This window comes from Sinobacterium caligoides, from assembly GCF_003752585.1.
Taxonomy (GTDB): Bacteria; Pseudomonadota; Gammaproteobacteria; order Pseudomonadales; family Sinobacteriaceae; genus Sinobacterium; species Sinobacterium caligoides.
The window spans coordinates 48,391-75,289 of sequence record NZ_RKHR01000011.1 but is presented as its reverse complement, the minus strand read 5'-3'; the positions used below and the strand labels follow the sequence as shown (position 1 = coordinate 75,289).

General features: G+C 50.4%; 23 protein-coding genes and 1 other RNA gene. 20 read left to right on the top strand and 4 right to left on the bottom strand.

The window, feature by feature from the left end; genetic code table 11:
* Positions 1 to 23: 23 nt before the first annotated feature.
* Genes EDC56_RS19360 through EDC56_RS19345 form a run of 4 tightly spaced genes read right to left on the bottom strand, consistent with a single transcriptional unit; the run spans position 24 to position 3,433 of the window.
* Entirely contained in the window at positions 24 to 599 is a 576-nt protein-coding gene (locus EDC56_RS19360; RefSeq protein ID WP_123714242.1) for a BON domain-containing protein, read from the bottom strand.
* Positions 599 to 1,204, bottom strand: a complete 606-nt coding sequence (locus tag EDC56_RS19355; protein ID WP_123714241.1) for an SIS domain-containing protein — start codon at positions 1,202 to 1,204, stop codon at positions 599 to 601. The genes EDC56_RS19360 and EDC56_RS19355 overlap by 1 nt, the downstream gene beginning before the upstream one ends.
* Positions 1,205 to 1,221: 17 nt before the next feature.
* Positions 1,222 to 1,608 (bottom strand): YraN family protein, encoded by a 387-nt coding sequence (locus EDC56_RS19350; RefSeq protein ID WP_123714240.1) that lies wholly within the window; start codon positions 1,606 to 1,608, stop codon positions 1,222 to 1,224.
* 10 nt (positions 1,609 to 1,618) lie between these two features.
* Complete coding sequence (locus EDC56_RS19345) at positions 1,619 to 3,433, bottom strand: penicillin-binding protein activator (RefSeq protein WP_123714239.1); 1,815 nt, start codon at positions 3,431 to 3,433, stop codon at positions 1,619 to 1,621.
* Positions 3,434 to 3,505: 72 nt separating this feature from the next.
* Here EDC56_RS19345 and rsmI point away from each other — a divergent pair, with 72 nt between their 5' ends.
* The 20 genes from rsmI (at position 3,506) to secA (ending at position 26,854) form a co-directional block, all read left to right on the top strand.
* On the top strand, positions 3,506 to 4,345 hold the full coding sequence (gene rsmI, locus EDC56_RS19340) for a 16S rRNA (cytidine(1402)-2'-O)-methyltransferase (protein WP_123714238.1): 840 nt from the start codon (positions 3,506 to 3,508) through the stop codon (positions 4,343 to 4,345).
* Positions 4,346 to 4,393: 48 nt separating this feature from the next.
* An RNA gene (gene rnpB, locus EDC56_RS19335) (RNase P RNA component class A) lies at positions 4,394 to 4,751 on the top strand.
* Between the two features lie 307 nt (positions 4,752 to 5,058).
* Positions 5,059 to 5,514: a division/cell wall cluster transcriptional repressor MraZ gene (gene mraZ / locus EDC56_RS19330; protein ID WP_123714248.1), complete on the top strand. Its 456-nt coding sequence runs from the start codon at positions 5,059 to 5,061 to the stop codon at positions 5,512 to 5,514.
* Complete coding sequence (gene rsmH / locus EDC56_RS19325) at positions 5,511 to 6,443, top strand: 16S rRNA (cytosine(1402)-N(4))-methyltransferase RsmH (protein ID WP_123714237.1); 933 nt, start codon at positions 5,511 to 5,513, stop codon at positions 6,441 to 6,443. Before mraZ ends, rsmH begins: the two co-directional genes overlap by 4 nt.
* A 7-nt stretch (positions 6,444 to 6,450) precedes the next feature.
* Entirely contained in the window at positions 6,451 to 6,759 is a 309-nt protein-coding gene (gene ftsL / locus EDC56_RS19320; protein ID WP_123714236.1) for a cell division protein FtsL, read from the top strand.
* Complete coding sequence (locus EDC56_RS19315; RefSeq protein ID WP_245980750.1) at positions 6,756 to 8,477, top strand: peptidoglycan D,D-transpeptidase FtsI family protein; 1,722 nt, start codon at positions 6,756 to 6,758, stop codon at positions 8,475 to 8,477. The genes ftsL and EDC56_RS19315 overlap by 4 nt, the downstream gene beginning before the upstream one ends.
* Complete coding sequence (locus EDC56_RS19310; RefSeq protein ID WP_123714235.1) at positions 8,474 to 9,976, top strand: UDP-N-acetylmuramoyl-L-alanyl-D-glutamate--2,6-diaminopimelate ligase; 1,503 nt, start codon at positions 8,474 to 8,476, stop codon at positions 9,974 to 9,976. Before EDC56_RS19315 ends, EDC56_RS19310 begins: the two co-directional genes overlap by 4 nt.
* The gene (locus EDC56_RS19305; RefSeq protein ID WP_123714234.1) at positions 9,973 to 11,361 is read left to right on the top strand and encodes a UDP-N-acetylmuramoyl-tripeptide--D-alanyl-D-alanine ligase; all 1,389 of its coding nucleotides are present in this window, start codon (positions 9,973 to 9,975) and stop codon (positions 11,359 to 11,361) included. The genes EDC56_RS19310 and EDC56_RS19305 overlap by 4 nt, the downstream gene beginning before the upstream one ends.
* 2 nt (positions 11,362 to 11,363) lie before the next feature.
* Positions 11,364 to 12,446, top strand: coding sequence for a phospho-N-acetylmuramoyl-pentapeptide-transferase (mraY, locus tag EDC56_RS19300; RefSeq protein ID WP_123714233.1), 1,083 nt, complete (start codon positions 11,364 to 11,366; stop codon positions 12,444 to 12,446).
* A 3-nt stretch (positions 12,447 to 12,449) separates the two neighbouring features.
* On the top strand, positions 12,450 to 13,811 hold the full coding sequence (gene murD, locus EDC56_RS19295; protein WP_123714232.1) for a UDP-N-acetylmuramoyl-L-alanine--D-glutamate ligase: 1,362 nt from the start codon (positions 12,450 to 12,452) through the stop codon (positions 13,809 to 13,811).
* Positions 13,811 to 15,064 (top strand): putative lipid II flippase FtsW, encoded by a 1,254-nt coding sequence (gene ftsW / locus EDC56_RS19290; protein ID WP_123714231.1) that lies wholly within the window; start codon positions 13,811 to 13,813, stop codon positions 15,062 to 15,064. Before murD ends, ftsW begins: the two co-directional genes overlap by 1 nt.
* Positions 15,061 to 16,143: an undecaprenyldiphospho-muramoylpentapeptide beta-N-acetylglucosaminyltransferase gene (gene murG / locus EDC56_RS19285; protein ID WP_123714230.1), complete on the top strand. Its 1,083-nt coding sequence runs from the start codon at positions 15,061 to 15,063 to the stop codon at positions 16,141 to 16,143. The genes ftsW and murG overlap by 4 nt, the downstream gene beginning before the upstream one ends.
* Positions 16,144 to 16,171: 28 nt before the next feature.
* Positions 16,172 to 17,566 carry a UDP-N-acetylmuramate--L-alanine ligase gene (gene murC, locus EDC56_RS19280; RefSeq protein ID WP_245980752.1) on the top strand — a complete coding sequence of 465 codons (1,395 nt, stop codon included), beginning with the start codon at positions 16,172 to 16,174 and terminating at the stop codon, positions 17,564 to 17,566.
* On the top strand, positions 17,563 to 18,495 hold the full coding sequence (locus tag EDC56_RS19275; protein WP_123714228.1) for a D-alanine--D-alanine ligase: 933 nt from the start codon (positions 17,563 to 17,565) through the stop codon (positions 18,493 to 18,495). Before murC ends, EDC56_RS19275 begins: the two co-directional genes overlap by 4 nt.
* A gap of 19 nt (positions 18,496 to 18,514) precedes the next feature.
* Complete coding sequence (locus EDC56_RS19270) at positions 18,515 to 19,324, top strand: cell division protein FtsQ/DivIB (protein ID WP_123714227.1); 810 nt, start codon at positions 18,515 to 18,517, stop codon at positions 19,322 to 19,324.
* Between the two features lie 44 nt (positions 19,325 to 19,368).
* Positions 19,369 to 20,601: a cell division protein FtsA gene (gene ftsA, locus EDC56_RS19265; RefSeq protein ID WP_123714226.1), complete on the top strand. Its 1,233-nt coding sequence runs from the start codon at positions 19,369 to 19,371 to the stop codon at positions 20,599 to 20,601.
* A gap of 46 nt (positions 20,602 to 20,647) precedes the next feature.
* Complete coding sequence (gene ftsZ / locus EDC56_RS19260) at positions 20,648 to 21,832, top strand: cell division protein FtsZ (protein ID WP_123714225.1); 1,185 nt, start codon at positions 20,648 to 20,650, stop codon at positions 21,830 to 21,832.
* A 114-nt stretch (positions 21,833 to 21,946) separates the two neighbouring features.
* Positions 21,947 to 22,861: a UDP-3-O-acyl-N-acetylglucosamine deacetylase gene (gene lpxC / locus EDC56_RS19255; RefSeq protein ID WP_123714224.1), complete on the top strand. Its 915-nt coding sequence runs from the start codon at positions 21,947 to 21,949 to the stop codon at positions 22,859 to 22,861.
* A 113-nt stretch (positions 22,862 to 22,974) separates the two neighbouring features.
* The gene (locus EDC56_RS19250; protein WP_123714223.1) at positions 22,975 to 23,907 is read left to right on the top strand and encodes a M23 family metallopeptidase; all 933 of its coding nucleotides are present in this window, start codon (positions 22,975 to 22,977) and stop codon (positions 23,905 to 23,907) included.
* A 223-nt stretch (positions 23,908 to 24,130) separates the two neighbouring features.
* The gene (secA, locus tag EDC56_RS19245; RefSeq protein WP_123714246.1) at positions 24,131 to 26,854 is read left to right on the top strand and encodes a preprotein translocase subunit SecA; all 2,724 of its coding nucleotides are present in this window, start codon (positions 24,131 to 24,133) and stop codon (positions 26,852 to 26,854) included.
* Positions 26,855 to 26,899: the final 45 nt, after the last annotated feature.

Sequence of the window (26,899 nt, the reverse complement as noted above, 5' to 3'; positions counted from 1 at the left end):
GGCTGGCGGAATAGCAAGGGAGTTTAGTCTATGTACTCGAAGACTTGTACGATGCGTTGCGCGCCGTAAGTATTAGCTATCGCGTCGACGCTGGTCTTTGCTTCGGCTCTTGTTAGTAAGCCCAGCATATAGATTACACCATTTTCAGTAAGAATTTTTATGCGACCTGAAGGTACGCCTTCTGTCGCTAATAGCTTGCTTTTGGCTTTGGTTGTGATCCAGCTATCGTTACTTCTTGCTGGTAGTGAAATTGGCCCGGCAATAGTCAGCTCATTGTAGACTGTGCGAACTTTTCTTAGCCTTTTCACTGTCGCTTCGGCGGTGCTCTTCATTTCTGCGTTTGGTACTTGGCCAACAAGCAAAATAATGCCGTTGTAGCTGGTGACAGTAAAGTTCGCCTCTGCTTTGCCTGCAAAGGCTTTATCGATGTTAACGGTTGCGGTTGTCTCGATACTTTGGTCATCGATAATACTGCCCCATGTGCGTGAGCCGTGGTCTTCTTGGATGGGGGAGTCTGTACTCACTGCAATAATACTGCTGCAGCCGCTCACTGCTAACAGCATGGCTAAGCCAGCGATGGTCCGATTAACTTTTTTCATTACGCTTCACTTTCCTCGCAGCCAAATAGGAAACCGTCAATTAACTCGCAAATACAATGGAGGATCAGTAGTTCACCTTCTATGATTCTTGGTAGATTATCACTGGGGATGCAGAGCTCGATATCATCTTGATCGAGGAGCGTGATGGCATCGCCCTCGTCAGCACCGCTGATAAAGATAACGCAAAGCTCTCTGTCGTGAGCGGCGCGGACTGCTTGCACCAAGCTTCCAGCGTTACTGTTTGTGGCGAAGATAAGTAAGATGTCTCCGCAGTGAGCCAGTGCCTTGATCTGCTTTGAAAACACTTCGTTATAGCTGTTGTCGTCTGCGATTCCGGAGAGAACTGCACCGTCGGCATTAAGGTTTAGCGCTGGCAAACTCGGGCGCTCGTGGGCAAAGCGGTTGAGTAGGCTGCTGGTGAATAGTTGTGCTAATGCAGCGCCGGCACCGTTGCCGCAAGCTAAAATTTTTCTGTCATGAAGAAGCGAGTGGACTATCAGCTCCCCAGCGTCTGCGATAGCATCGGCAAGGGGGTCCATAGACATAGAAATCGTTTCTATGTTTTCTGCAAATTGTTCGGCAATATGGTTGCGTATGTCTGGCATTGGCTTGGCTGCCTGTATTAATAGCTTTGTTCAAAGGCATTGATCAACCAATCGAAGGTCAATTCGTTGCTACCTTGCTGGCGACTTACGCTCACTATATCAAAGCGGCAGCTAGCATGGTTAATGAGTTTGTGTGAAAGCAAGAAATAATTGGCGGCTTTGCTTAATTTATCTTGTTTTCTCTTTGTAACGGCATCAAAACCTGAGCCGTAGCTACTGTGTTTTCGGTATTTTACCTCAATGAAAATTATCGTGTGCTTCTTGTCACTCATAATTAAGTCGATTTCACCACAGGGCACACTAAAGTTGCGTTCGATCAGAACCAGACCTTTTGTACGGAGGTATTGTTCTGCCGCGCCTTCGTATGGGTCTCGGTTACTGGAATGTAGTTCGTCCTTGAACATCGTGAATTTTCTAGAGGTCAGTATTTTCAAGCTTGGGTAGCTGTTTGACGTAACCGCGGCGAAAGACTGCCCAGCCCGGTTGTCGAGTTATTTTGCCACCGCTTAGCATCTTTAGAGTGCCGGTCTCACCGTAGATACGGCTCTCTGGTTGTTGCTCTAATAGTTTTATTCGAGGCGCTGTAGAGTATGCGTCTACGCCCAAGGCATACAGGGATTTGCTATAGTTGCCTCCCGCACTAATATAGTTGTTGATTTGCTGTTTAAGCGTCGATGGTTCAATTACCCAAGGTAGCTCGCTAAACATAATGCCATTGAGGTCGCTATCTGCGCTGGGGTTCGGGGTTCCGCTATAGATGTGAGATGTCGCGTAGACGGGAAGATCGTTGGCGTAGTAGAAGTCGAGTAATGGGCGTACTGAGCGCCCCTGCTTGCTCTTGGCGACAACGAAGACGGCGTCTAAGTCTTGCCTTCTATGCGGCTTGCTTTCAACTTTTTCACCTAGTGTACGAGAAATCTCCCGAGCGCGTTTCTCGCTCTGCTCGATGCGCAGTGCTGTTTTTAGGCTTGGGGCCATTGAGCGCTCGTCGCTATAGACAGCCTGTGCTGTAATGATGCCGCCTTGTTGCTGCCATTGTCGACGATACTCTTCTGCAACATGGGTGCCCCAGGTGCTTTGCGGGTAGAACAATAGGACCCGCTTGATACCAGCCATTTTGGCTTGCTGTGTGATTAGAGTAATCTCGTCACTCGTCGACATCGATAGTTGGTAGAATTGCTTCGAGACTGGGGTACTGGTGCTGTAGTTGAGGCTGAGCACAGGGGTGCTGAGCTCTTTGTTCGCAAGTTCCGTCACAGCATCCTTTGTCAGTGGTCCGATAATTAATTGGGCTCCATCGGCAACTGCTTGGTTATAGACCGACTCTATATCGGCAGATTGGCTATCGTATACATTGATAGTGGTGTCGCGTGTATAGGCGGTTTGGTAATGTGCGGCTAAGAAGCCATCTCTAATACTTTCTCCAGCTCTCGTTAACTTTCCACTTAAGGGGACGAGCAAGGCGATATGTTTTGGCCTTTTCATCTCGATTTCTTGTAGCATGCCGAGTCCGCCAGGCAGGGCCTTAGTCGCAGGGTGCTGTGGCCACTGTTGCTGCCACTTCTGTAGCATGCTTAGTTGAGTGTTTAGGCTATTGTTAGTTGTGCGTGCGACTTTCGTCAGGGCAATCCAGCCGGCGAGTTCGCTGCGGTCTTTGGTTATTGAGTCTAGCTCGCTACTCGGGGTTTCTGCTAGAGCTCTCCATATTGCGTTATTATTTGCCTTCAAGGCGTCGTTATTTGCTATTTCTGCAGAGAGCGCGATACGTAACTTAGCGGCAGTGAGGTACTGTCCTTGCAGAGCGTAGCTATTGGCGGTGAGTACTGTATTACGGTTTCTCTCGGCGCTATCAAGCAAGCCTAATAGCTGAATGTTGTTCGCGGATAGCGAGTTCTCTATGACTTTCTCATAGTCTCCGCTATCGAATAGCAGTTCATTGGTAACGAGTAGGTACTGAGCTTGTTGATGCCGGTTGAGTGTGTCTGTTGATAGCGGCTGAATGAGCTGTCGCGCAAGCTCCGGCTGCTGATCGGCGACTAAGATGGCGGCCTCTAGTGATGCCTTGATGGCCGTCGCTTGGTTGCTGCTGCGGCTATCTTTAAGTAGTTGCTCGAGCCTTTGGTCAGGCTGTATCTGAGCTGCTGTGTCGTTGGGAAGTGGGCTTTGGCAGCCTGCTAGTACGAGACATAAAATGCTGTATTGAAGAAAACGGGCGTAATTGATCGTCATAGTTTTGGTATCATAGATGTCTGGTAGGCGAGGATTACTCGCCTCGATTAATACTGCTATTTAGGAAACATCATGGCTGAGCCAACGTTATACATTGTGGCGACCCCCATCGGCAATCTTGAGGACATGGTACCTCGGGCGCTAAACGTACTTCAAACGGTTGATGTTATCGCCGCCGAAGACACGCGCCACAGCAGTCGCCTGATGCAACACTTTAACATAACCACTCCAATGATAGCGTGCCATGATCACAACGAGGGTTTTGTTGCGCAAAAGTTGTTAGATCGTCTGCGTGAAGGGCAGCAGGTTGCGCTAATCAGTGATGCGGGTACGCCGCTGATATCTGATCCAGGTTATCGTGTGGTCAGTTTAGTGCGTGCGGAAGGCTTTCGTGTGGTTCCTGTCCCCGGCGCGTGTGCGATGGTGGCGGCGCTCTCGGCCAGCGGCCTACCTTCTGATCGCTTTTTGTTTGAGGGTTTTTTACCGGCAAAGGAGGTGGCGAGGGGGCAGCGCTTACGTCAGTTGCAGACAGAAACAGCGACGATGATTTTTTATGAGAGCCCACATCGAATTGTGGCGACATTAAACAGTGTTGTCGCGGAGTTTGGCGCTGAAAGGGAGTTAGTTATTGCACGAGAGCTGACCAAAACATTTGAGACGATATGTGCGCTGCCTGCTGCGGCGATGTTGGCGTGGGTTCTTGGTGACGGTAATCAGCAGAAGGGTGAGATCGTACTGCTTGTTCGAGGGGCTGCTAAGCGTGAGCAGTCTGAGGACCTTGACGATGAGGTGCTGCGTATACTTTCGCTGTTGGCAGAAGAGTTGCCGGCTAAGCAGGCCTCGATGCTGGCTGCGAAGATCACAGGTGAAAAGAAGAATAAGCTCTACAAGAGAATTATCGCCGATCAGTAAGGCGCTAGCAGCTTGCTTAGTCTGCGCAATCTCTATATGATTCGCGCCGGAGTCAGCCAGGCAGTCGCTGCCAAGTCGCTAGTCGATTTGGGGGAGGAAAGTCCGGGCTCTATAGGGCAGGGTGCCAGGTAACACCTGGGGGGCGTAAGCCCACGACCAGTGCAGCAGAGAGTAGACCGCCTAAGTCCATTCGTGGAACGGTAAGGGTGAAAGGGTGCGGTAAGAGCGCACCGCACAACTGGTAACAGTTTGTGGCATGGTAAACTCCACCCGGAGCAAGACCAAATAGGCTTCCTGAGGTACGGCCCGTACTGGAAGCGGGTAGGTTGCTTGAGCCTGTGAGCGATTGCAGGCCTAGAGGAATGACTGTCCAAGACAAAACCCGGCTTATCGGCTGGCTCCACCTTTCTTTCTTTCTTGATGTCTTTAGATCTTTTCCTGGTGGTATTCAGGGCTCCTTTAGAGCTTTGGGTTATATGGTGCCAGCGCATTATCGGTAGCTTCTAGTTAAGCCCATGTTTTCTTAATGTTTCGCTATTTGTAATGAACTTCGTCGATTTTTGATCGAAAGCGCAATATTAGTGGTTGTTTAACGCAATATATTTACCGTGGTTGACAAGGTGTTGGCGACGTCCCTATAGTGTGTTTTAGTGGGTAATAGTGGATAATTGTGGGTATCTTGTTCGATACCCCTTTCGGGAATGGTAATAGCTGTGTTTAGAGGCGTGAGTCACATCACAATGGATGCTAAAGGGCGGCTCGCGATGCCGGCTAAGTACCGTGATCGTCTCGAGGAAAGTTGTGCTGGTCACCTGGTTGCGACGATAGACATACAGTCACAGAGTTTAAGTATCTATCCACTACCTGCATGGGAAGTTATTGAGCAAGAAATTCAAGAGCTTCCGTCATTGGATGCGAGAGTAAAGAGGTTTCAACGCTTAATCATAGGTCATGCTAGTGACCTTGAATTGGATGGTAGTGGTCGGGTGTTGATGCCACAACCGCTGCGAGAATACGCCAAGCTTGAAAAGAAATTAGTGTTAGTAGGTCAGGGTAAAAAGCTAGAGTTGTGGAATGAGGCGCTCTGGGCGGTTGAAACCGATAAGTGGTTGCAGCAGGCGCAGGATGAAGAGTCGATTCCCGATGAAATGCTGTCGCTGTCCTTATGAGGAGCTTCATGCACGAAACAGTATTGTTGAACGAGGCCGTAGAGGCGTTGGTTACAGATGAAAGTGGTTGTTATATCGACGGCACCTTCGGGCGCGGGGGGCATACTCGTTTAGTTTTGAGTCGGTTGTCGGAGCAGGCAAAAGTTGTTGGCTTCGATAAGGATCCACAGGCTATAGCTACGGGGCTGGAGTTGGCCGCTGAGGATGCGAGATTTTCTATCGTGCACAACTCTTTTGCTGAACTACAGAATGAAATAGAGCGCCTGGGCTTGAGTGGCAAGGTGAGCGGGATACTGCTTGATTTGGGCGTCTCGTCACCACAGCTAGACCAAGCGGAGAGAGGCTTTAGCTTTATGAAAGACGGCCCTCTCGATATGCGTATGGACACTAGCCGAGGTGTCAGCGCGGCGGAGTGGTTAGCGACCGCCGAGGTCGACGATATCTCCTGGGTGCTACGTGAATATGGCGAGGAGCGTTTTGCTAAGCGCATGGCCCGAGCTATCGTCAGGGAGCGTGAAGAGCAGCCCATACTCACGACAGCACATTTGGCGCGTATCGTCGCCGAGGCTCATCCTGCTTGGGAAAAGCATAAACACCCTGCAACGAAGGCTTTTCAAGCGATTAGAATTTATATCAATAATGAGTTAGAAGACCTAAAAAATGTTTTGGAGCAGGCAATAGAGGTGCTTGCTATTAATGGCCGTCTGGTTGTTATTAGCTTTCACTCATTGGAAGATCGAATGGTTAAGCGCTTTATTCGCGATAGGGAAAAAGGGCCTGTTGTCCCACGTCATATCCCTATAACGCAGGATCAAATGGAGCCACCAATTAAGGCGGTAGGTAAGGCTGTTAAGGCCAGCCGCGATGAGGTGGAGAATAATATTCGTTCGCGTAGTGCGATTATGCGAACTGCGGTAAAGCTGAAGTAGTGCTGAGATGTTGAATAGAGGTGAGACAGAAGGTTTTTTGATAACTCGCACAGCGAAGGCAGGCTTGTTGGCGCTGTTGTTGTTATTGAACATGGTTTCTGCATTGGCTGTTATTTATAGCACGCATTGGAATAGGCAGTTGTTCGGTGAGCTGCAAAAGCTTGATGAGAAGGCGGTTTATATTGAAGCAGAGTGGGGAAGGTTGTTGTTAGAGAATAGCAGCTTGGGGGCTTATTCGCGGATTGAATCGATAGCTCACGAGAAGCTCGGGATGAGAGAGCCCGCGGTTAATCAAACGATATTGGTGAATCAGTGAGTACGGAACATCAAGCTCATAGGTGGCGTTTTCATGTGGTGTGGGTAGGGCTGCTAGGTCTTGCTGTGCTGCTGATCATGCGCTTAATGAGTTTGCAGGTGCTTGAGAGCGACCGTGGGCAAGACTTTCTTCGTCAGCAAGGAGATCGCCGGGCAATACGCACTGAGAAAATTGTCGCTCACAGAGGAATGATTGCCGACCGTAATGGTGAGCCGCTGGCTATTAGCACACCGGTTGTTTCGGTATGGGCTAATCCGACAATATTGAGTCAGCATTTAGAGCGTAATGGCGAGCTGGCGAAGCAGCTCGGCATCAATGCTGGAAAGTTGCGCAGTAAGATTCAGCGCGTAGCTAAGCGTAAGTTTATTTATTTGAAGAGACGATTGACGCCGCCTGCGGCTGACAAGGTGAGGGCGCTGAAAATCCCTGGGGTTTATTTTCAACAGGAATATAAGCGTTACTATCCTGCAGCAGAGGTTGCCGCACATATTGTTGGCTTTACTAATATCGATGACCGAGGGCAGGAAGGTTTAGAGCTAACCTATGATCGTTACCTGAAAGGTATTCCAGGCAAGAAGCGCATACTGAAAGATTTGCACGGCAATTTGATTCGAGAGCTAGATCAGATAGAGCAGGCGAAGTCAGGTAAGGACCTGTATTTGAGTATCGACCTACGTATTCAGTACATCGCCTATAAAGCACTAAAAAAAGCCATCAAGCTACATCATGCCAGCTCGGGTTCAGTTGTCGTTCTTGATAGTCGCAGCGGCGAAGTTTTGGCGGCGGCAAATCAGCCCTCATTCAACCCGAATAATCGTCGCCATTTAGATCCAGCAGCGTTAAGAAATCGAGTTATTACCGATGTCTTCGAGCCGGGCTCTACGGTGAAGCCGTTGACGATGATAGCAGCGCTAGAGAGCGGCGAATATACGCCACAGACAATGATTGATACCAACCCAGGCTCCATTAAGGTTGATCGTAAGGTGCTACTGGACCCAGTTAACTATGGAAATATTAGCCTGACTAAAGTGATCAAGAAATCGAGCCAGGTTGGAACTACTAAAGTTGCCCTATCGTTGGAGCCCGAGGTTGTTCGTAACGCATTCTATCGTGCTGGCTTAGGGCAGGCGACAGGAACAGGCTTTCCTGGTGAGGGGGTCGGTGTGTTGCCTAATCGTCGGCGCTGGAGCGATATCGAACGAGCCACCTTCGCCTTCGGCTATGGTTTGTCGGTGACGCCATTGCAGCTGGCTCAGTCCTATACGGTATTTGCCAATCATGGTTATAAAAAACCGGTCAGTTTGGTGCGCCGTGAGGCACCACCGGAGTTTACGGAACAGGTGACAAGCGCGAAAATTGCCGATGAGATCCTGGCGATGATGGCGACGGTGACGGAGCGTGGCGGCACGGGGACTCGAGCTGCCATTAAGGGCTATAACGTCGCAGGGAAGTCCGGAACAGCGCATAAGGCTGACCGAGGTGGTTATAGTGAAAACGAATATACGGCGATTTTTGCCGGTATCGCGCCGGTTGATGATCCGCGCCTTATTATTGTGGTCGTCGTTAACGACCCGAAGGCAGGGCAGCATTATGGCGGTCAAGTGAGTGCACCGGTATTTGCCGAGGTTGCTGCGGCAACTTTGGCTGCAATGGGGGCGCCGCCAGATCGATTACAAGATTTTGAAGCACCAGCAAAAATTGCGGGGAGTAAACATTGATCGTTAACACAGTCAGCTTGTCGGAGCTGTTGGTCGACATTGTCGCGCCACAGCCTCTCGAGCAATTAGAGGCTGTTAAGCCGTTGCGGGTGACGGGGCTATGTCTTGACAGTCGCCGTGTGAATCCTAACGACCTTTTTGTGGCGATACCCGGCGCTGATGTCGACGGTAGAGACTATCTTGTGCAGGCTGAAGCATCGGGAGCCTCTGCCGTGTTAGTCGACTCCTCGGGGGCCTTCAAGATACCTAAAGAGCTTCGTATACCGGCGTTTTATGTCGGTGACCTTTCCAGTAAAGTTTTAACGATCGCAGCAAGATTTTATGCGCAACCTTTCAGCGCGTTGCGGGTGGTCGGTGTGACTGGGACTAATGGTAAGACTTCTTGTAGCCAGCTTATAGCACAACTTTATACCTTGCTTGATTGTCGCTGCGGTGTATTAGGTACGGCAGGTTGGGGCATTGGCGAAGCAATTAACGAGTCGACACATACAACCCCCGATCCAATTGGTTTACAGGCTATCGCTGCAGAGCTTGTCGCGGATGGAGCGCATCGTTTGTCGATGGAAGTTTCTTCCCACGCGCTGGATCAGGGGCGTGTCGATGGCATCGATTTTGAAACGGCAGTGTTTACCAATCTGAGCCGAGATCATCTCGATTATCATGGTGATATGGCGAGTTATGCTGCGGCGAAACGACGCTTGTTTCTCGGTCGGCAATTACGTAATGCCGTGATTAATATTGATGATGATGAGGGGCGAAAGCTGGTCGGTCATATGGCGGAGGGTGTTACCGTGTTGACCTACTCGTTGTTTGATCAGTCGGCAGACCTCTACGTTACGGCGCTTAATTATTCCTCTCGTGGTGTTGATGGCGTTATCCACTATCGAAATGAAGATTATCGATTTAGCTCGCCACTATTGGGTGAGTTTAATGTTAGTAACTTGCTTGCCGCCGCCGGGGCTCTGCTGACCGATGGCATAACGCTGGCAGTGTTGGTGCCATTGTTTGCACAGTTGAAGCCTGCTCGAGGTCGCTTGCAGGTAGTGGATGATGAGAGTGATATTAGTGTATTGGTCGATTATGCCCACACTCCAGATGCACTGGAGCAGGTGTTGAAGAGCTTACGCAAACATACTCAGGCGTCTTTATGGGTTGTGTTTGGTTGTGGTGGTGACCGTGATAATGGTAAGCGCCCGTTGATGGCGCAAGCAGCCTGTTTGGCTGACCATGTGGTCGTCACCAGTGATAACCCGCGTACAGAGTCCCCTGAAGAGATTATCGAGCAAGTTGTCACTGGCTTACTTGATAACAGTGATGCTGCAGTAATTGTCGACCGTGCCGCAGCGATTGAGTTTGCCGTTACCAATGCCAAGCCCGGTGACTGCGTTGTGGTTGCAGGCAAGGGGCATGAGACTTATCAAGACATTATGGGGGTAAAACACCCGTTTAGTGATTTCGACAAGTTAGCGACGGCACTGCAGGGGAGGTCGAGGTTATGATTACTTCTGTTTCCTTACAGTATCTCGTGAGTAAGCATTGCTGGCGTATGGTTGGCCGAGATTATTCGTTCTTAAATATAGCGATTGATAGCCGCTCTGTCTTGGAGGGTGACCTATTTGTCGCCTTGAGCGGAGAGCATTTTGACGCTCATGACTTCGTTGCGCAGGCGGTCAGTAATGGTGCCGGTGCTGTTGTGGTGTCCCGCGAGCTCGATATCGACGTGCCGCAACTGATCGTGCCAGATCCACGCTTGGCCTTGGGTCTTATCGCCGCGGAGAATCGTCGCTTGTCGAAGGCTAAAATTGTAGCCATTACTGGTAGCGCAGGGAAGACGACAACCAAGGAAATGTTAGCTTCAATATTTTCCCAGGCCGCCGGTGCTGACGCAGTACTGGCGACTAAGGGTAACTTTAATAATGAGGTGGGCGTACCGCTTACGCTGCTGCGGTTGCAAGCTCGGCACCGTTTTGCCGTTGTTGAAATGGGCGCTGCAAAGGCAGGTGATATTGCCTATCTAATGCCTTTTGCACAGCCAGATTGCTCGATACTCCTTAATGCGAAGGCAGCCCACCTAGAGGGCTTTGGTAGTTGTGAGGTCGTCGCGCAGACGAAGTTTGGCATTGTTAAAGAATTATCGGCTGATGCTATTGCAGTCATCAATAGTGACACAGAGTACAGTCAAGACTGGCAGCAACAAGGCCAAGAAATTGTAGATACGGTGATCGGCTTCAGTTTGCAGGATGAATCTTCGACGATAAGGGCGGAAAATATTAAAAGCGACTTCCAGGCAAGTCGTTTTAACTTATTGATTGCGGAGCGTTCATCAGAGGTCAGGCTGGAGATAGCGGGGCTACACAACATTAGCAATGCCTTGGCGGCCGCGGCTGCGGCATATGCTTTAGGTATCTCTGACAGGGATATTGTGCAGGGTTTAGAGGCTTTTAAAGCGGTTGATGGTCGTCTGTTGCAGTGTAAAGGGGTGTCGGGCTCTGTCGTTATCGATGATAGTTACAACGCAAACCCATCGGCAATGCGGGCTGCCTTAGATGTTTTGGTTAAAGCTGAAGGTCGTAGTGTTTTTGTGATGGGTCAGATGGGTGAACTTGGTGCTGATGCGTTAGAGTACCACCGCGAAGTTGGAGCCTATGCGAAAAGTATTGGTGTCGATAAATTCTATGGCTGCGGTGAGCTGTGTCTAGCAGCGGCGCAAGGCTATGGAGCGGATGGCCATTACTTTGCTTCGCAGGAAAAGTTAATCGCAGAATTGCAGCAAGCTATTACAAAAGGGGATGTGGTTTTGGTAAAAGGTTCGCGAAGCGCAAAGATGGAAATTGTTGTGAAGGCAATTGTCTCAAAAGAAGTTAATAAGCAAGGGGGCAACTAACCATGTTGCTATGGTTGGCCGAGTGGTTACAAGAGTACATCAATGCGTTTCAAGTCTTCCAGTACTTGACTATGCGGGGAATTTTAAGCGTACTAACAGCGCTAGCAATATCGCTGTTAGTGGGGCCGTGGTTAATTAGAAAGCTTAACGAGCACCAGATTGGACAGTCGGTACGTGATGATGGGCCGCAGAGCCATCTGTCAAAGTCAGGCACACCGACCATGGGTGGTGCGTTGATTTTGATCGCGATCCTTGTCAGTACGTTGCTATGGGGTAACTTAGCCAATATCTATATTTGGATTGTTATCGTCGTCACAGCAATTTTTGGTGCTGTTGGCTGGGTTGATGACTATCGTAAAGTCGTTGAGAAAAATTCGCGCGGTTTACCTGCGCGTTGGAAATACTTCTGGCAGTCAGTGGGGGGGCTCGGCGCAGCCGGGATCTTGTATTTTATGGCAGACCTGCCCCAGCAGACTCAGCTGTTTATTCCTTTCTTTAAAAATATAGCCTGGAGCATGGGGCCGCTATTTATAGTCTTTGCTTACTTTGTCATCGTAGGCACGAGTAACGCAGTTAATTTGACCGATGGTCTTGATGGCTTGGCGATCCTGCCGACGGTGTTAGTGGGCGGAGCCTTAGGTGTCATCGCCTACCTGTCCGGGCATAGTCACTTTGCTGAATATCTGCATATTGCCTATATCCCTGGGGCCGGCGAACTGGTGGTTTTTTGTGGCGCTATCGTTGGGGCTGGGCTGGGCTTCTTGTGGTTTAACACCTATCCAGCACAAATTTTCATGGGTGATGTTGGCGCGCTGGCGTTGGGTGCTGCGCTTGGGACGTTGGCGGTTATAGTACGACATGAAATCGTTTTGTTTATTATGGGCGGGATTTTTGTCATGGAGACATTGTCGGTGATTATTCAGGTGACGTCGTTTAAATTGACGGGTAAAAGAGTCTTCCGCATGGCGCCTATACATCACCACTTTGAGTTGAAAGGATGGCCAGAGCCGCGGGTGATTGTTCGCTTTTGGATTATCACAGTGATTCTGGTTTTGTTTGGTCTTGCAACGTTGAAGTTACGGTAAATTATGAGTCAGCTAATCGCATCTGACAATAGAGTAGCCGTTATCGGCCTTGGTAAGAGCGGCGTGTCGGCGGCGAGATTTCTCACGGCTAAAGGTATTCCTTTTGATGTTTTTGATAGCCGCGAAAAAGTGGCCGGCTTAGATGAATTCTGTCGTAAATATCCTCAAATTAAGGTGAGCTGCGGAGCCCTCGACGCGGAGCAGATGGCATCCTATAAACAGCTCGTAGTCAGCCCGGGAGTGAGTTTGGCAGTGCCGGCTCTTGCCTATGCCGAAGAACAGGGCGCAGAGCTGCTGGGCGATATTAGCCTATTCAGCCAGTATGTAACGGCACCTTTCGTGGCAATCACCGGTTCGAATGCCAAGAGCACAGTGACTACTCTCGTTGCAGAGATGGCATTGCATGACGGCAAGCGTGTGGCGGTAGGCGGCAATCTAGGTATGCCTGCTTTAGATTTATTGTTAGATCATCCTGACGCGGAGCTGTTTGTCATAGAGCTATCGAGCTTTCAGCTTGAACGAACAGAGGTGCTGGGGGCAGATGTCGCGACGATATTGAATGTTAGCGAAGATCACTTAGATCGGTATAGTGGCATGCTGGCATATCAGCAGTCTAAGCAGCGTGTTTATCGTCGTTCATCGGCAGCTGTGTTCAACCGGGCGGATGTTCTCACGCAGCCATTGGTTTCGCAGAATATGAAAGTAGTTAGTTTTGGTTTAAGCAAGCCTGATTTAAATGACTATGGCCTTTTGGATGTCGCTGGCACGGAGTATTTGGCCAAAGGATTGACGCCACTGATTGCATCAGAAGAGCTGAAATTACCTGGGCGACATAATATTGAAAACGCTTTATCTGCTTTAGCACTGGGTGAGCTGGTGGGGCTGAATACAGAGGCGATGCTGGCTACGTTGAAGACCTTTTCTGGTCTGAGGCATCGCTGCCAATGGCTCGCGGAGATCAATAGTGTCGCTTACTTTAACGACTCTAAAGGCACCAACGTGGGGGCCAGTATTGCGGCTATCAACGGTTTGAGTGGCGGCGAGGGGCAAGTAATATTGATAGCCGGTGGTGTTGCTAAGGGAGCTGACTTTAGTGAATTGGCAGAGCTTATTGCTGATAAGGTGAAAGCGTTAGTGGCAATAGGCGAGGCGGCAGCCACTTTAGCCAAGTTAGTTGATGGTCGTATCCCCTGTGTTTTTGCCAGTTCAATGGCTGAAGCCGTTGCCGAGGCGAGTGCTGCTGCAGCCCCTGGGGATACAGTGCTGTTATCGCCGGCTTGCGCGAGCTTTGATATGTTCGATAGCTTTGAACATCGTGGTGAGCTTTTTGAGCACGCGGTGTTTTCGCTGACTGAGGTGAAGTGATGAGTATCGCCGATAGACAGTTGAGCTTTGAGTTGCCTAGCGCATTAACCGATGCGCGGGTTGATTGGCCGTTACTGCTTGCTGCGGTGTTGCTTACCTGTACCGGTCTGACGATGATGGCGTCGGCCTCTATTGATTATGCGGACCTGAACTATTCGGGGCCGTTTTATCATGTAATGCGTCATGCTATCTATCTACTGATCGCACTCTGCGCAGGTTTTGCCGTATATTCGCTACCTCCTGCCAAGTGGCGTAACAGTGGTGCGTTATTATTGTTGATTGGTTTTATCTTGGCTTTATTGGTCTTAGTGGCCGGCCGAGAGGTGAACGGTAGTAAGCGTTGGTTGGCCTTGGGACCAATAACGTTACAGGTTTCGGAGCTGATTAAGCCGATCGTGGTGGTTTATATCTCAGGGTATTTGGTGCGACGAGAATTCGAGGTTAGAAATCAGTTTTCAGGCTTTGTTAAACCCATGTTGGTCTTGGCGATGTTTATTATCTTGTTGCTGCTAGAGCCTGATTTTGGCGCAGTAGTAGTGATGACGATGACGGCGCTCGGTTTGATGTTTCTAGGTGGGGTGAAGCTTTGGCAGTTTGTTATGACGATGTTTATTTGTGGTGGTGCGGCAGTGCTGGCAGTGGTTTCCTCGGAGTACCGTTTACGCCGGGTTTTGGCCTATACCGACCCATGGGCAGATCAATACAATAGTGGCTATCAGCTGACGCAGTCGCTGATAGCATTTGGTCGTGGAGAGTGGTTTGGCATGGGCTTGGGAAATAGTGTGCAGAAATTATTTTATTTGCCTGAGGCGCATACCGATTTTGTTTACGCTATTTTAGCGGAAGAGCTAGGTGTGGTCGGCGCTATTGCAGTGATCCTTGGTTTTGTATTTTTAATTTCTCGTATGTTGCTGGTTGGGAGAGAGGCAGAAAAGAAAGAGCAATTCTTTTGGGCTTATATCTGCTATGGATTCGGCATTATTTTTAGTGGCCAAGTGTTTATTAATATCGGTGTAAACACCGGCTTGTTGCCGACCAAGGGGTTGACCCTGCCGCTCATCAGCTATGGCGGTAGTAGTTTGATTGTTTGTGTCATGATGGTGGCAACGGTGCTGAGAATTAGTCACGAGTTAAAAACTGCTGAGTTGAAAAGTGATCGAGTGGACTTTTCTAAACAGGCCGCGGGAGTTAAAAAACCACAAAAGAAACGTGTGGCGGGCAATCCTAGGGCGCGCCGTAGGAGGGATGCATGAGTAAACCTCTTGCGTTAATGATGGCTGGTGGTACTGGGGGGCATGTCTTCCCTGCGCTAGCGACGGCAAATAAGTTACAACAAGCGGGCTATGATATTCACTGGTTGGGCACGATTAAGGGTATCGAGTCGAGGCTGGTTCCTGCAGCTAATATCGATATTACTTATTTAAAAGTGACCGGGATGCGTGGCAAGGGCTTCGTGACGCTGCTCAAGGCACCATTTTTATTGTTGTCTTCGATCCTTCAGGCCTATAAGGAAATTGGTAGGCTGCAGCCGAATGTCGTGGTCGGTATGGGTGGGTTTGCCAGTGGTCCTGGCGCCGTTGCCGCCTGGTTGCGCGGTGTGCCGTTGGTGATTCATGAGCAAAATGCAGTGGCAGGCACGACTAATCGGTTGTCCGCAAAAATTGCTACGCGTGTGCTGCAGGCGTTTGATCATGCCTTTGCCGGCAGGGAACACAAAGAGGTGGTTGGTAATCCGGTGCGCGATGAGTTGACGGAGGTGCCCGCGCCGCAGTTGAGAGTGCGAACCGACGACCAACCGCTTCGGCTATTGATCGTAGGTGGCAGCCTTGGTGCACTGGCGCTTAATGAGCTGGTTCCTGAGGCTGTTGCATTGATGCCTGAAGCATCGCGGCCAAAGATCTTCCATCAGGCCGGCAATGGTAAGCAGGAGAGTACGAGTGAGCGCTATGCAACCCTCAAAGTTGATGCTGTTGTGGAAGCTTTCATCGATGATATGCTCACTGCCTACAGCAATGCAGATCTCGTAATTTGCCGAGCAGGAGCATTAACTGTGTCTGAACTTGCCTGTATCGGTCTTGCGGCTATTTTGGTGCCACTACCTCATGCGATAGATGATCATCAGACTAAAAATGCTGAATGGTTAGTAGAGAATGGTGCCGCTATTTGCTTCAAGCAGGAGCAGTTATCGGCAGAAAAATTAGCGCAACAATTAATAATGTTGACGGCAGATAAAGGTAAGTTGTTAGCGATGGCCGAAAGCGGCCGTGCCTGCGCTTTGCCTGATGCGGCCGACAGAGTAGCAAAAATTTGTGAGGAGGTAGCTCTTGGATAAGGCTCCAAAGCGTTATGCGGTGCCAGAAATGCGTCGCATTAAACAGATTCATTTCGTTGGTATTGGTGGTGCCGGCATGTGCGGTATTGCGGAAGTGCTATTGAATCAGGGTTATCGAATCTCAGGCTCTGATATTCGGGAGTCGGAGGTAACCGAGAGGTTGCGGAATATGGGAGCCGATGTTTTTATTGGCCACGAGGAAAAGAACATATCTGGTGCGAATGTCGTGGTGGTCTCGACCGCGGTCGACGAGATGAACCCTGAAGTTGTAGCGGCAAAGCAATTTAGAATGCCGATTGTGCAGCGGGCGTTGATGTTGGCGGAATTGATGCGCTATCGACATGGCATTGCCGTTGCCGGTACGCATGGCAAAACAACGACGACGAGCCTTATTGCCTCTGTTTTAGCCGAGGCAGACCTTGATCCAACCTTTGTCATTGGAGGTTTGCTTAATAGTGCGGGCACAAATGCGCGTCTAGGTGAGAGTCGTTATCTGGTGGCCGAGGCCGATGAATCGGATGCATCGTTTCTTCATCTGCAGCCAATGATCTCGGTGATTACAAATATCGAAGCCGACCATATGTCGACTTACGGCGGCGACTTTAACCGGTTAAAGCAAACCTTTGTTGATTTTGTCAACAACCTGCCGTTTTATGGTTTGGCGGTACTTTGTATCGATGATGAGGTGGTTGCCGAGTTATTGCCGACCTTAGCTAGGCCTTCACTAACCTACGGTGTTAGTGAATATGCGGATTATCGTATTAGTGATATTAAGCAAGATAGGCTACGCTCGAGTTTCACTGTTAACCGTCCTGAGGGTAAGCCGGCGTTAAATATCGAGCTTAATATGCCCGGGCACCATAATGTGCTGAATGCAGCAGCAGCAGTAGCGGTGGCGACGGATGAAGGTGTGGATGATCAGGCGATTATACGTGGGCTATCAAAGTTTCAAGGCGTAGGTCGTCGTTTTCAGGTTTATGGTGAATATCAAGTGGGTGATGGGACGGCAATGTTGGTGGATGATTATGGTCACCACCCAACGGAAGTCGCAGCAACGATTAGCGCCGTTAGAGCTGGCTGGCCTGACCGCCGTTTGTTAATGCTCTATCAGCCCCATCGCTATAGCCGTACTCGTGATCTCTATGAAGATTTCGTGGAAGTGTTATCGATGAATGATGAGCTGATGTTGCTGGAAGTCTATGCAGCGGGTGAAGAGCCTATTGCGGGGGCAGACAGCAAGAGCTTATGTCGTAGTTTAAGACAGCGGGGGGCGGTCGAACCTGTTTATGTTGAGAACATCGAAAAGGCGGCAGAGGTGTTAGCGGATCTTGTTCGTCCGGGTGATATTGTACTGACGCAGGGGGCTGGCAATGTCGGTCTATTAGCGAAGCAGTTGGCAGCGAGAGAGTTGATCAAGCCATGAATGAATTAATCGAGAAAGTTCAGGCGAAGTTAAAGAGCCCTGTGGCAGTGCTGCTTGGGGGTAACGCGCGTGAGCGAGAAGTTTCTTTGTCGACGGGTGATGCGGTACTCAAAGCATTGGAGGCTTCGGGTATAGCCTGTATTGCGGTAGATACACGCGCAGACTGGATGTCGGTGTTGGCGCAACACGGAGTTAAGCACTGCTTTATCGCCTTGCACGGGCCCGGTGGCGAGGATGGAACGATACAAGGGGCGCTGGAGTATTTAGGTATTAGTTATACCGGTAGTGGCGTATTAGCCTCGGCGTTGGGGATGGATAAACTGCGCTGTAAGCACTTGTGGCGCGGTATTGGTTTACCGACTGCAGACTATCGCCTGTTGGACGATCGTAGTGACTTTGCCGAGTTATTGGCTGCACTGGGTGGCAAGGTGATTGTTAAGCCAGCGCTGGAAGGCTCTAGCATTGGTATGTCGATAGCGGAGACGGCTGAGCAGTTGTCAGCAGCCTATCAATTGGCTGGGGGGCAGCAGGCTGTAGTCATGGCCGAGCGTTGGATTGATGGACCAGAGTATACGCTTGCAATCTTGAATAACCGCCCGTTACCTGCGATCGAGCTGCGTACGGAGCACAGTTTTTACGATTACGACGCTAAATATATTGCCAACGATACTCAGTACATTTGTCCTGCACCATTAGATGATAGTGCCGCAGATGAATTATCTACTTTGGCATTGGCGGCTTTTAATAGTATCGGCTGTGATGGCTGGGGCCGGGTTGATTTTATGCGAGATAAGCAGGGGCGGTTTATGTTACTCGAGGTGAATACCGTGCCGGGTATGACCAGTCATAGCCTCGTGCCAATGGCTGCGCGTGAGGAGGGTATAGATTTCAATGCCCTAGTCTTACACATATTATTAGATTCATTGTAGGAGTGGTTAAGTAAAGGTTATGGTGATGAGAGTAGAGGGCAACAAACGGGTGAAGAAAGGGGCGTCGCGTAAGCAAGCCCGAACTCCGCTTGTTGTAAAATTACCTTTTAAAGCCATAGCTATCGTACTGCTGGGGTGTTCGTCGTTGGTGGGGGGGTATTATGCGCTCACAAACCTACCGGAGTTCCATTGGCGTTGGATGAATGACCCCGTCGCTGTCGACTCATTCATTGTTAAAGGGCGTTTTGAGCATATTGATCGCTTGACAGCAGAGGCTGTCGTGATGCCCTATATGCAGAAAGATTTTTACAGTATTGACCTAGAGCAGGTAAGGCAAGACTTCTTGATGCTTCCATGGGTGGAGTCGGCCATGATACAGCGCGTCTGGCCGGATAAGATTGAAGTGAAACTTGCCGAGCAAGGTGTGATCGCGCGTTGGGGGGAGGGAGCATTACTCAATCAGGCGGGAGAGGTCTTTAAACCGAGCGATATTAGCAATGCATTACAGTTGCCCCTACTTGAAGGGCCTGACGGCCTTGAACATAAGGTCATGGATCTATATCAAGAACTCAGCTTGATGTTGGGGGCTAAAGGGCCATCGATAGCGCGCTTAGCTGTCGATAACAGATATAATTGGCTGTTAGAGCTGGATGATGGCGTTAGGTTGATTCTGGGTGATGAGTTGATGGTGGAACGTCTGAGACGCTTTATTACTGTTTATCCGCAATTGCAGTCACAGCCTCAAGCGATAAAGTACGTCGATTTACGCTATGTCAACGGTCTTGCGGTCGGCTGGAAAAGTGTAAAAGAGGAAAATGGTAATGGTTAAGCAAGAGCAGAGCCGACAACAGAATAGGTACTGGAGAAAGTTCGATGAGTAATCCGCAGCATGGCAAAATGATAGTCGGGCTTGATATTGGTACGAGCAAAGTTGTTGCTATCGTTGGCGAGATTAATGCTGAAGGTGGTATCGAGATTGTCGGGTTGGGCTCGCATCAGTCCAGGGGCCTTAAGAAGGGGGTCGTCGTCAATATTGAGTCAACGGTACAATCTATACAGCGAGCTGTCGAAGAGGCGGAGCTGATGGCGGGCTGCCAAATCCACTCTGTTTATGCGGGCATTGCTGGCAGTCATATTAATAGCCTTAATTCACATGGCATTGTGGCGATACGTGACCGTGAAGTTTTTCCGTTAGATATTGAAAGAGTCATTGATGCGGCACAGGCGGTTGCCGTACCTGCCGATCAAAAAGTGCTACATATTCTCCCGCAGGAATACGCCATAGATGATCAAGAAGGGGTGAAAGAACCTCTCGGTATGTCGGGTGTGCGCCTCGAGGCGAAAGTGCATCTGGTGACTTGTGCGATCAATGCGGCGCAAAATATTGAGAAGTGCATTCGTCGATGCGGCTTAGAGGTTGACGATATTATTTTGGAACAACTAGCGTCTAGTTACTCCGTGTTGACTGAAGATGAGAAAGAGCTTGGTGTCTGCCTAGTCGATATAGGCGGCGGCACTACTGATATTGCTATTTTCACTGAAGGCTCAATTAAGCATACAGGCGTGATACCTATAGCGGGTGATCAGGTTACTAACGATATAGCGATGGCCCTGAGAACACCGACACAGCATGCCGACGAAATTAAAATTAAATACGCTTGTGCGCTGACGCAGCTCGCTGGGGCAGATGAAACGATCAAAGTGCCGAGTGTCGGTGATCGTCCTCCACGTGATTTATCGCGCCAAGCCTTGGCTGAGGTTGTTGAACCACGCTATGATGAGCTATTTACTTTGGTGCAAGCGGAGATTCGTCGCAGTGGTTTTGAGGATATTATCCCAGCGGGAATCGTACTGACCGGTGGTACCTCGAAGATAGAGGGAGCGATTGAGTTAGCGGAAGAGATTTTCCACGCGCCTGTTCGCCTCGGTTGTCCAACGAATGTGACTGGATTGAAAGATATAGTTAAAAACCCCATCTATGCAACAGGGGTTGGCTTGTTACAATATGCCTTAGACCAGCAGGGTGTAAGCGCTATCGTGCAGAGGGAGCGTCAAACGATGAGTTTCTTCGCCCGCGCCAAGCAGTGGTTTCAAGGTAATTTTTAAAGAGTTGTAGAGCACCCGTAGTGCAAATACAAAAGGGAGAGCGCTTATGTTCGAAATGGTAGATAACGTACCCCAGAGTGCGGTGATTAAGGTCATCGGCGTCGGTGGTGGTGGCGGTAATGCCGTCAAACACATGATCACGAACAGTGTTGACGGCGTCGACTTTGTCTGTGCTAATACGGATGCTCAGGCATTGGCGGATGTCGCAACTAAAACCGTGCTGCAGCTGGGTGGAGCCGTAACAAAAGGCTTGGGCGCAGGTGCTAATCCAGCGGTTGGTCGTCAGGCGGCAATGGACGATCGCGAGCGCATTTCTGAAGTGCTTGAAGGTGCCGACATGGTCTTCATCACTGCGGGCATGGGTGGCGGCACGGGAACAGGGGCGGCACCGGTTGTTGCCGAAGTTGCGCGTGAACTTGGTATTTTAACGGTCGCGGTCGTAACTAAGCCATTCCCCTTCGAAGGGCGTAAGCGTATGCGTATCGCCGAAGAAGGGTTGAAGGAACTCGGTGAACACGTCGACTCGCTGATTACCATTCCCAATGAAAAACTGCTAGGTGTGCTAGGTAAAACGACTAGTTTGCTGGATGCCTTTAAGGCGGCTAACGATGTTTTATTAGGTGCGGTGCAGGGTATCGCCGACCTGATTATTCGCCCGGGTATGATCAACGTCGATTTCGCGGACGTAAAGACTGTGATGTCTGAGATGGGTATGGCGATGATGGGCACAGGCAGCGCAACCGGTGATGACCGCGCTAAGCTTGCTGCAGAGGCGGCGATACGTAGCCCGCTACTAGAAGATGTCAATCTACAGGGCGCCCGCGGTATATTGGTGAATATTACAGCCGGTGTTGACTTGTCTTTGGGTGAGTTTACCGATGTCGGTGAGACCGTCGAAGATTATGCCTCCGATAACGCGACCGTGGTTGTGGGTACGGTAATTGATGCAGAGATGAGTGATGAGATTCGTGTGACTGTTGTCGCTACCGGTCTTGGCGCGGAGCTCGCTGAGACGCCAGTACGCCCCGTCGTCGACAACACGCGCAAGGCAAATGGTACTTTAAATTACAACGAGTTAGATCGCCCTACCGTGATGCGGAAACGCACTGTTGATGCGCTGTCGACGCCACCGACTAAGCAGCCTATCGCGGACAATGCGGAGCAGCGTAAGAAGGATAAGGATATGGAATATCTTGATATTCCAGCTTTTTTACGCAGACAGGCGGATTGATCTTGACAAATCAACAGTAACTGATTGGCGCTGAGGGGACGGTTCTGGTACAATCGCGCCGCCCCGCAATGCATATGCAGTTTCTTGCGGGTATTTAACAGGGTTAAAGAGTCGATGATAAAGCAACGTACGCTTAGAAATGCAATCCGGGCAACGGGTGTGGGTCTACACACCGGGCAAAAGGTCTATTTGACTTTGAAGCCTGCGCCGGTAAATACAGGTATTATCTTCCGTCGCGTGGATCTGAATCCGCCGGTAGAGGTGCACGCCAAAGCCGATAATGTCGGCGACACCACGCTGTCTACGACACTGGTCAATGGCGATGTGCGCGTATCAACGGTTGAGCATTTGCTCTCTGCGATGGCAGGTCTTGGTATCGATAATGCGTATATTGAGCTGACCGCACCAGAAGTTCCTATCATGGACGGCAGTGCGGGACCGTTTGTGTTCCTGATTCAGTCTGCGGGTATCGAGGAGCAGGGTGCGGCGAAGAAGTTTATTCGCATCAAGAAAAAGGTCACCGTTAAAGATGGTGATAAGACGGCGACTTTCCTGCCTTTTGATGGCTTTAAGGTGGCTTTCGGCATCGACTTCGATCACCCCGTTTTTAAAGGGCGTAAGGTTAATGCCGAGGTGGACTTCTCTAGTACTTCTTTCGTGAAAGAAGTGAGTCGTGCACGTACCTTCGGCTTTATGCATGAAATCGAATATTTACGCTCTAAGGGTTTGGCTCAGGGCGGCAGCGTGGATAATGCCATCGTTGTCGATGAGTACCGCATCCTCAATGAGGGCGGACTACGCTACGATGATGAGTTTGTTAAGCACAAGATTCTCGATGCTATTGGCGACCTTTATCTACTTGGTAATAGCTTGATAGGCGAATTCCGTGCGTTCAAATCAGGGCACGCCCTTAACAATGCTTCGCTGCATAAGTTGATGGCCGAGACGGATGCTTGGGAGGTTGTGACCTTTGAGGATGGTGCAGAGGCACCGATCTCCTATATTAATGCCGCTGCTGTGGCATCATAGAGTAGTCAAAAAAAGAGGCGTAACGCCTCTTTTTTATTGGCTAGAAATAATAATGAAGAGTGAGCTTGTAATGGATGACGGCTTAGACACTCCAGCACGAGTTAACTGAAGTAATGAAGATTATTGTTGTTAGTGATCGTGGTGATCGCTCTTATTCCTTCCATCTAACGCCGCTTAGCCGGGCGCTCATGGGTATTTTCTTTCTGTTGCTATTGTCGATGGCATCGCTGCTGAGTTATCAACTTTGGCAGAACTCGTCCATCACCGTGCTTGATTCGCAGGGTAGTGAGGCCTGGGTGGCGCGACTAGATCAGCAGGGCAGTGATGTGGAGGCGCTGCGTGAAAGCGCACAGCGAGATTTATCGGCTCTTACCTTACAGTTAGCAAACCTGCAGAGCCGCCTGCTGCGTCTGGATGCTCTCGGTCAACGAGTGGCCAAGCTAACTAAGCTCGACAGTGGCGAGTTTGACTTCTCGGCGACACCGGCCGTCGGTGGCCCGGCGGCAGAATCGGAACAGCAGCTTGACTATCAGCCTCCTGCCTTTATGGACTTGATCAACCAGATGTCTGTGGAGATCAACGATCGTGAGCAGCAGTTACGGATTCTAGAGGATATCATCAGCAACAAGCAGCAGGCGAATGAGCGCTTTATTTCTGGCCGGCCGATTGTGAAGGGCTGGATGTCGTCACCTTACGGTCACCGAACAGACCCTTTTAGCGGCAAGATAGCGATGCATCATGGTATCGACTTCGCTGGCGAGGAGGGCTCTTCGGTTATTGCTGTTGCTGGCGGCGTGGTGACTTGGGCGGGGCGGCGCAGTGGCTACGGTGTATTGGTGGAGATCAATCACGGCGATGGTTATAAAACACGATATGCCCACAATGCCAAGGTGTTAGTTAAAGTGGGGGACATTGTGAAGAAAGGTGACGCTATCTCTCTGATGGGCTCGACGGGGCGCTCTACTGGGCCGCACGTACATTTCGAAGTGTTAAAGAACGATGCCAAGGTGAACCCGGCGCGCTTTGTTTACCGGGCGAGTCGTTAGAAGTTATTGTTATAAAAGCGTCTTTTGTCTTCTGTGTTGCCTGAAAACATTCCTCATTAGGTTAAATTAGCCACAATAAAGCAACCGTTTAGCAGGGGGTAGATTTAACTGCTTGCGTACGAGTGGGTAATGGGTAAAACTGTAGCGCTTTAGCGCGTCGTGAAGCTAATGAACGTGCATGTTTATCAGGGTATCTCTCGCCCTGTCATTGACGAAGGTTATTATGATTGTCCGCTTGTTAAGAAAAGTTTTAGGTACTAAGAACGATCGCGAATTAAAGCGAATGCGCAAATTAGTCGTACAGATCAATGCGTATGAAGAGGCCGTCTCGGCCTTGAGTGATGAGCAGTTGCAGGGGAAGACTCCTGAATTTAAGCAGCAACTTGCAGACGGCAAAACTTTAGATGAGATTCTGCCGGAAGCCTTCGCAGTCTGCCGTGAGGCCAGTAAGCGTGTGATGGGCATGCGTCATTTTGACGTTCAGCTGATCGGTGGTATCACCCTGCATGAGGGACGTATCGCCGAGATGCGCACCGGTGAAGGTAAGACACTGGTAGCAACACTCCCGGTTTACCTAAACGCTCTTGCCGGGGAAGGCGTTCACGTTGTTACCGTGAATGACTATCTCGCCACGCGTGATGCCAACTGGATGCGCCCACTCTATGAGTTCATGGGGCTGACCGTCGGTACCGTGGTACCGCAACAGGATCCAGTGAGTAAGCGCGCGGCCTATGCTAGCGACATTATTTACGGTACCAACAACGAGTTCGGCTTCGATTACCTGCGTGACAATATGGCTTTTGCCGCCGAGGAACGCTTCCAGCGTAAGCTCAGTTTTGCCATTATCGATGAGGTCGACTCGATTCTCATTGATGAGGCGCGCACGCCGTTGATTATTTCCGGTCCGGCGGAAGATCACTCAGAGCTGTACCGCAAGGTTAATACCTTCATCCCCAGTTTGCAGGAGGCGCCAGAGGCAGAAGAAGGCGCCGAGCTGGTGGGTGACTACACCATCGATGAAAAGCAGCGCCAAGTTGAGCTGACTGAGTCGGGCCATACTGTGGTCGAAGAGTGGATGGTGTCGCAGAAACTGCTGGAAGAGGGCGATAGCCTCTACTCCAGTAGTAACCTGACATTGTTGCATCACGTGCATACGGCATTGAAGGCACACATCTTATTCCAGCGTGATGTCGACTATATCGTGCAGGAAAAGCAGGTGGTGTTAATCGACGAGCACACCGGTCGTACCATGCAGGGGCGCCGTCTTTCTGAGGGCTTGCACCAGGCGATTGAGGCAAAGGAGGGTGTTGAAATTCAGTCGGAGAGTCAGACGCTGGCTTCGACCACCTTCCAGAACTATTTCCGTCTCTACGACAAGCTCGGTGGCATGACCGGTACTGCTGACACCGAGGCCTTCGAATTTCACCAGATTTACGGCCTCGATGTTATCGTACTGCCGACCAATCGCGAGGTTTTACGTAAAGACTTAAACGACCTCATCTACTTGAGCAAGCAAGAGAAGTTTGATGCTGTGGTAGAGGACATTCGCGAGTATCAGACCAAGGGCGTGCCAACGTTAGTCGGTACCGCTTCGATCGAGTCTTCAGAAGAATTGCACCGCCTATTGGTCAAGCACAAGATCAACCACCAGGTACTGAACGCCAAATTCCACTCGAAAGAGGCCGATATCATCGCTCAGGCCGGTCGTCCTGGTGCGGTCACTATCGCCACAAACATGGCTGGTCGTGGTACCGACATCGTCTTGGGCGGTAACCTCGAGGCTGAAATCGCCGCGTTGGTCAACCCAACCGAGGCGAAGATTGCCGAGCTGACTGAGGCTTGGGAGCAGCGTCATCAGGCGGTACTCGATGCGGGTGGTCTGCACATTATTGGTACTGAGCGTCATGAGTCACGCCGTATCGATAATCAGCTACGTGGTCGTGCCGGTCGTCAGGGTGACCCAGGACTGTCGCGTTTCTATCTGTCGCTGGAAGATAACTTAATGCGCATCTTTGCCTCTGATCGGGTGAAGAACTTCATGCAAGCCTTAGGCATGGAGAAGGGTGAGGCGATCGAGCACCGTATGGTCACCAATGCCATCGAGAAGGCGCAGAAGAAGGTCGAGGGACGTAACTTCGACATGCGTAAGCAGTTGCTGGAGTTTGACGATGTGGCAAACGATCAGCGTCAGGTCATCTATCAGCAGCGCAACGCCTTACTCGAGCAGGAAAATGTCAACGAGATGCTCAGCACTATTCGCGAAGATGTGGTGTCGTCGCTGGTGGCGGAGTATGTGCCGCCGCAGAGTGTTGAAGATATGTGGGATGTGCCGGCGCTTGAGCAGCAACTGAATGCCGATTTTGGCCTAGAGCTGCCGGTTCAGCAGTGGCTCGATGAAGACGATGATCTACACGGTGAGTCGCTACAAAAGAAGCTAGTTGAGTCAGTTGAAGCTGCCTACCAAGAGAAGTCGGCGATGGTCGGCGAGCAGATGAATCAGTTTGAGAAGCACATCATGCTGCAGGTGCTCGACTCGCTGTGGAAAGAGCATCTGGCGACGATGGATGCACTGCGTAATGGTATTCATCTGCGCGCTTATGCACAGAAGAATCCGAAGCAGGAATACAAGCGCGAGTCGTTCGAACTGTTCCAGGAAATGTTGGAGAACTTTAAGCATGAAGTGGTTTGCTTCATGTCGAAGGTGCAGGTGCGTGATGAGGATGCCGAGCGCATCGAGCAGCAGCGTCGTGAGCAGCAACAGGCTCAGCAGCAGCTGGATATGCAGCATGCCGAGACTGCCGCACTGGGCATGAGTGAAGAGGGAGAGGCCGAGGGTGCTGAGACGGCTAAGCAGGTGCCAGTGCGTACCGCGCAGAAGGTCGGTCGTAACGACCCCTGTCCTTGCGGCTCCGGTCAGAAGTTTAAGCAGTGCCACGGCAAGCTCTAATCACTCGCTGCAAATAGCTTCCAGATAGTTGATAAAAAGCGCTGT

Coding starts and splice junctions, on each gene's coding strand:
- EDC56_RS19275 (WP_123714228.1), top strand. CDS start 17,563: ATGAATGAATTAATCGAGAAAGTTCAGGCGAAGTTAAAGAGCCCTGTG.
- murG (WP_123714230.1), top strand. CDS start 15,061: ATGAGTAAACCTCTTGCGTTAATGATGGCTGGTGGTACTGGGGGGCAT.
- ftsL (WP_123714236.1), top strand. CDS start 6,451: ATGTTGAATAGAGGTGAGACAGAAGGTTTTTTGATAACTCGCACAGCG.
- EDC56_RS19250 (WP_123714223.1), top strand. CDS start 22,975: ATGAAGATTATTGTTGTTAGTGATCGTGGTGATCGCTCTTATTCCTTC.
- EDC56_RS19350 (WP_123714240.1), bottom strand. CDS start 1,608: ATGTTCAAGGACGAACTACATTCCAGTAACCGAGACCCATACGAAGGC.
- lpxC (WP_123714224.1), top strand. CDS start 21,947: ATGATAAAGCAACGTACGCTTAGAAATGCAATCCGGGCAACGGGTGTG.
- rsmH (WP_123714237.1), top strand. CDS start 5,511: ATGAGGAGCTTCATGCACGAAACAGTATTGTTGAACGAGGCCGTAGAG.
- mraY (WP_123714233.1), top strand. CDS start 11,364: ATGTTGCTATGGTTGGCCGAGTGGTTACAAGAGTACATCAATGCGTTT.
- ftsA (WP_123714226.1), top strand. CDS start 19,369: ATGAGTAATCCGCAGCATGGCAAAATGATAGTCGGGCTTGATATTGGT.
- secA (WP_123714246.1), top strand. CDS start 24,131: ATGATTGTCCGCTTGTTAAGAAAAGTTTTAGGTACTAAGAACGATCGC.
- murC (WP_245980752.1), top strand. CDS start 16,172: ATGCGTCGCATTAAACAGATTCATTTCGTTGGTATTGGTGGTGCCGGC.
- EDC56_RS19270 (WP_123714227.1), top strand. CDS start 18,515: ATGGTGATGAGAGTAGAGGGCAACAAACGGGTGAAGAAAGGGGCGTCG.
- EDC56_RS19355 (WP_123714241.1), bottom strand. CDS start 1,204: ATGCCAGACATACGCAACCATATTGCCGAACAATTTGCAGAAAACATA.
- EDC56_RS19360 (WP_123714242.1), bottom strand. CDS start 599: ATGAAAAAAGTTAATCGGACCATCGCTGGCTTAGCCATGCTGTTAGCA.
- EDC56_RS19305 (WP_123714234.1), top strand. CDS start 9,973: ATGATTACTTCTGTTTCCTTACAGTATCTCGTGAGTAAGCATTGCTGG.
- EDC56_RS19345 (WP_123714239.1), bottom strand. CDS start 3,433: ATGACGATCAATTACGCCCGTTTTCTTCAATACAGCATTTTATGTCTC.
- ftsZ (WP_123714225.1), top strand. CDS start 20,648: ATGTTCGAAATGGTAGATAACGTACCCCAGAGTGCGGTGATTAAGGTC.
- ftsW (WP_123714231.1), top strand. CDS start 13,811: ATGAGTATCGCCGATAGACAGTTGAGCTTTGAGTTGCCTAGCGCATTA.
- murD (WP_123714232.1), top strand. CDS start 12,450: ATGAGTCAGCTAATCGCATCTGACAATAGAGTAGCCGTTATCGGCCTT.
- rsmI (WP_123714238.1), top strand. CDS start 3,506: ATGGCTGAGCCAACGTTATACATTGTGGCGACCCCCATCGGCAATCTT.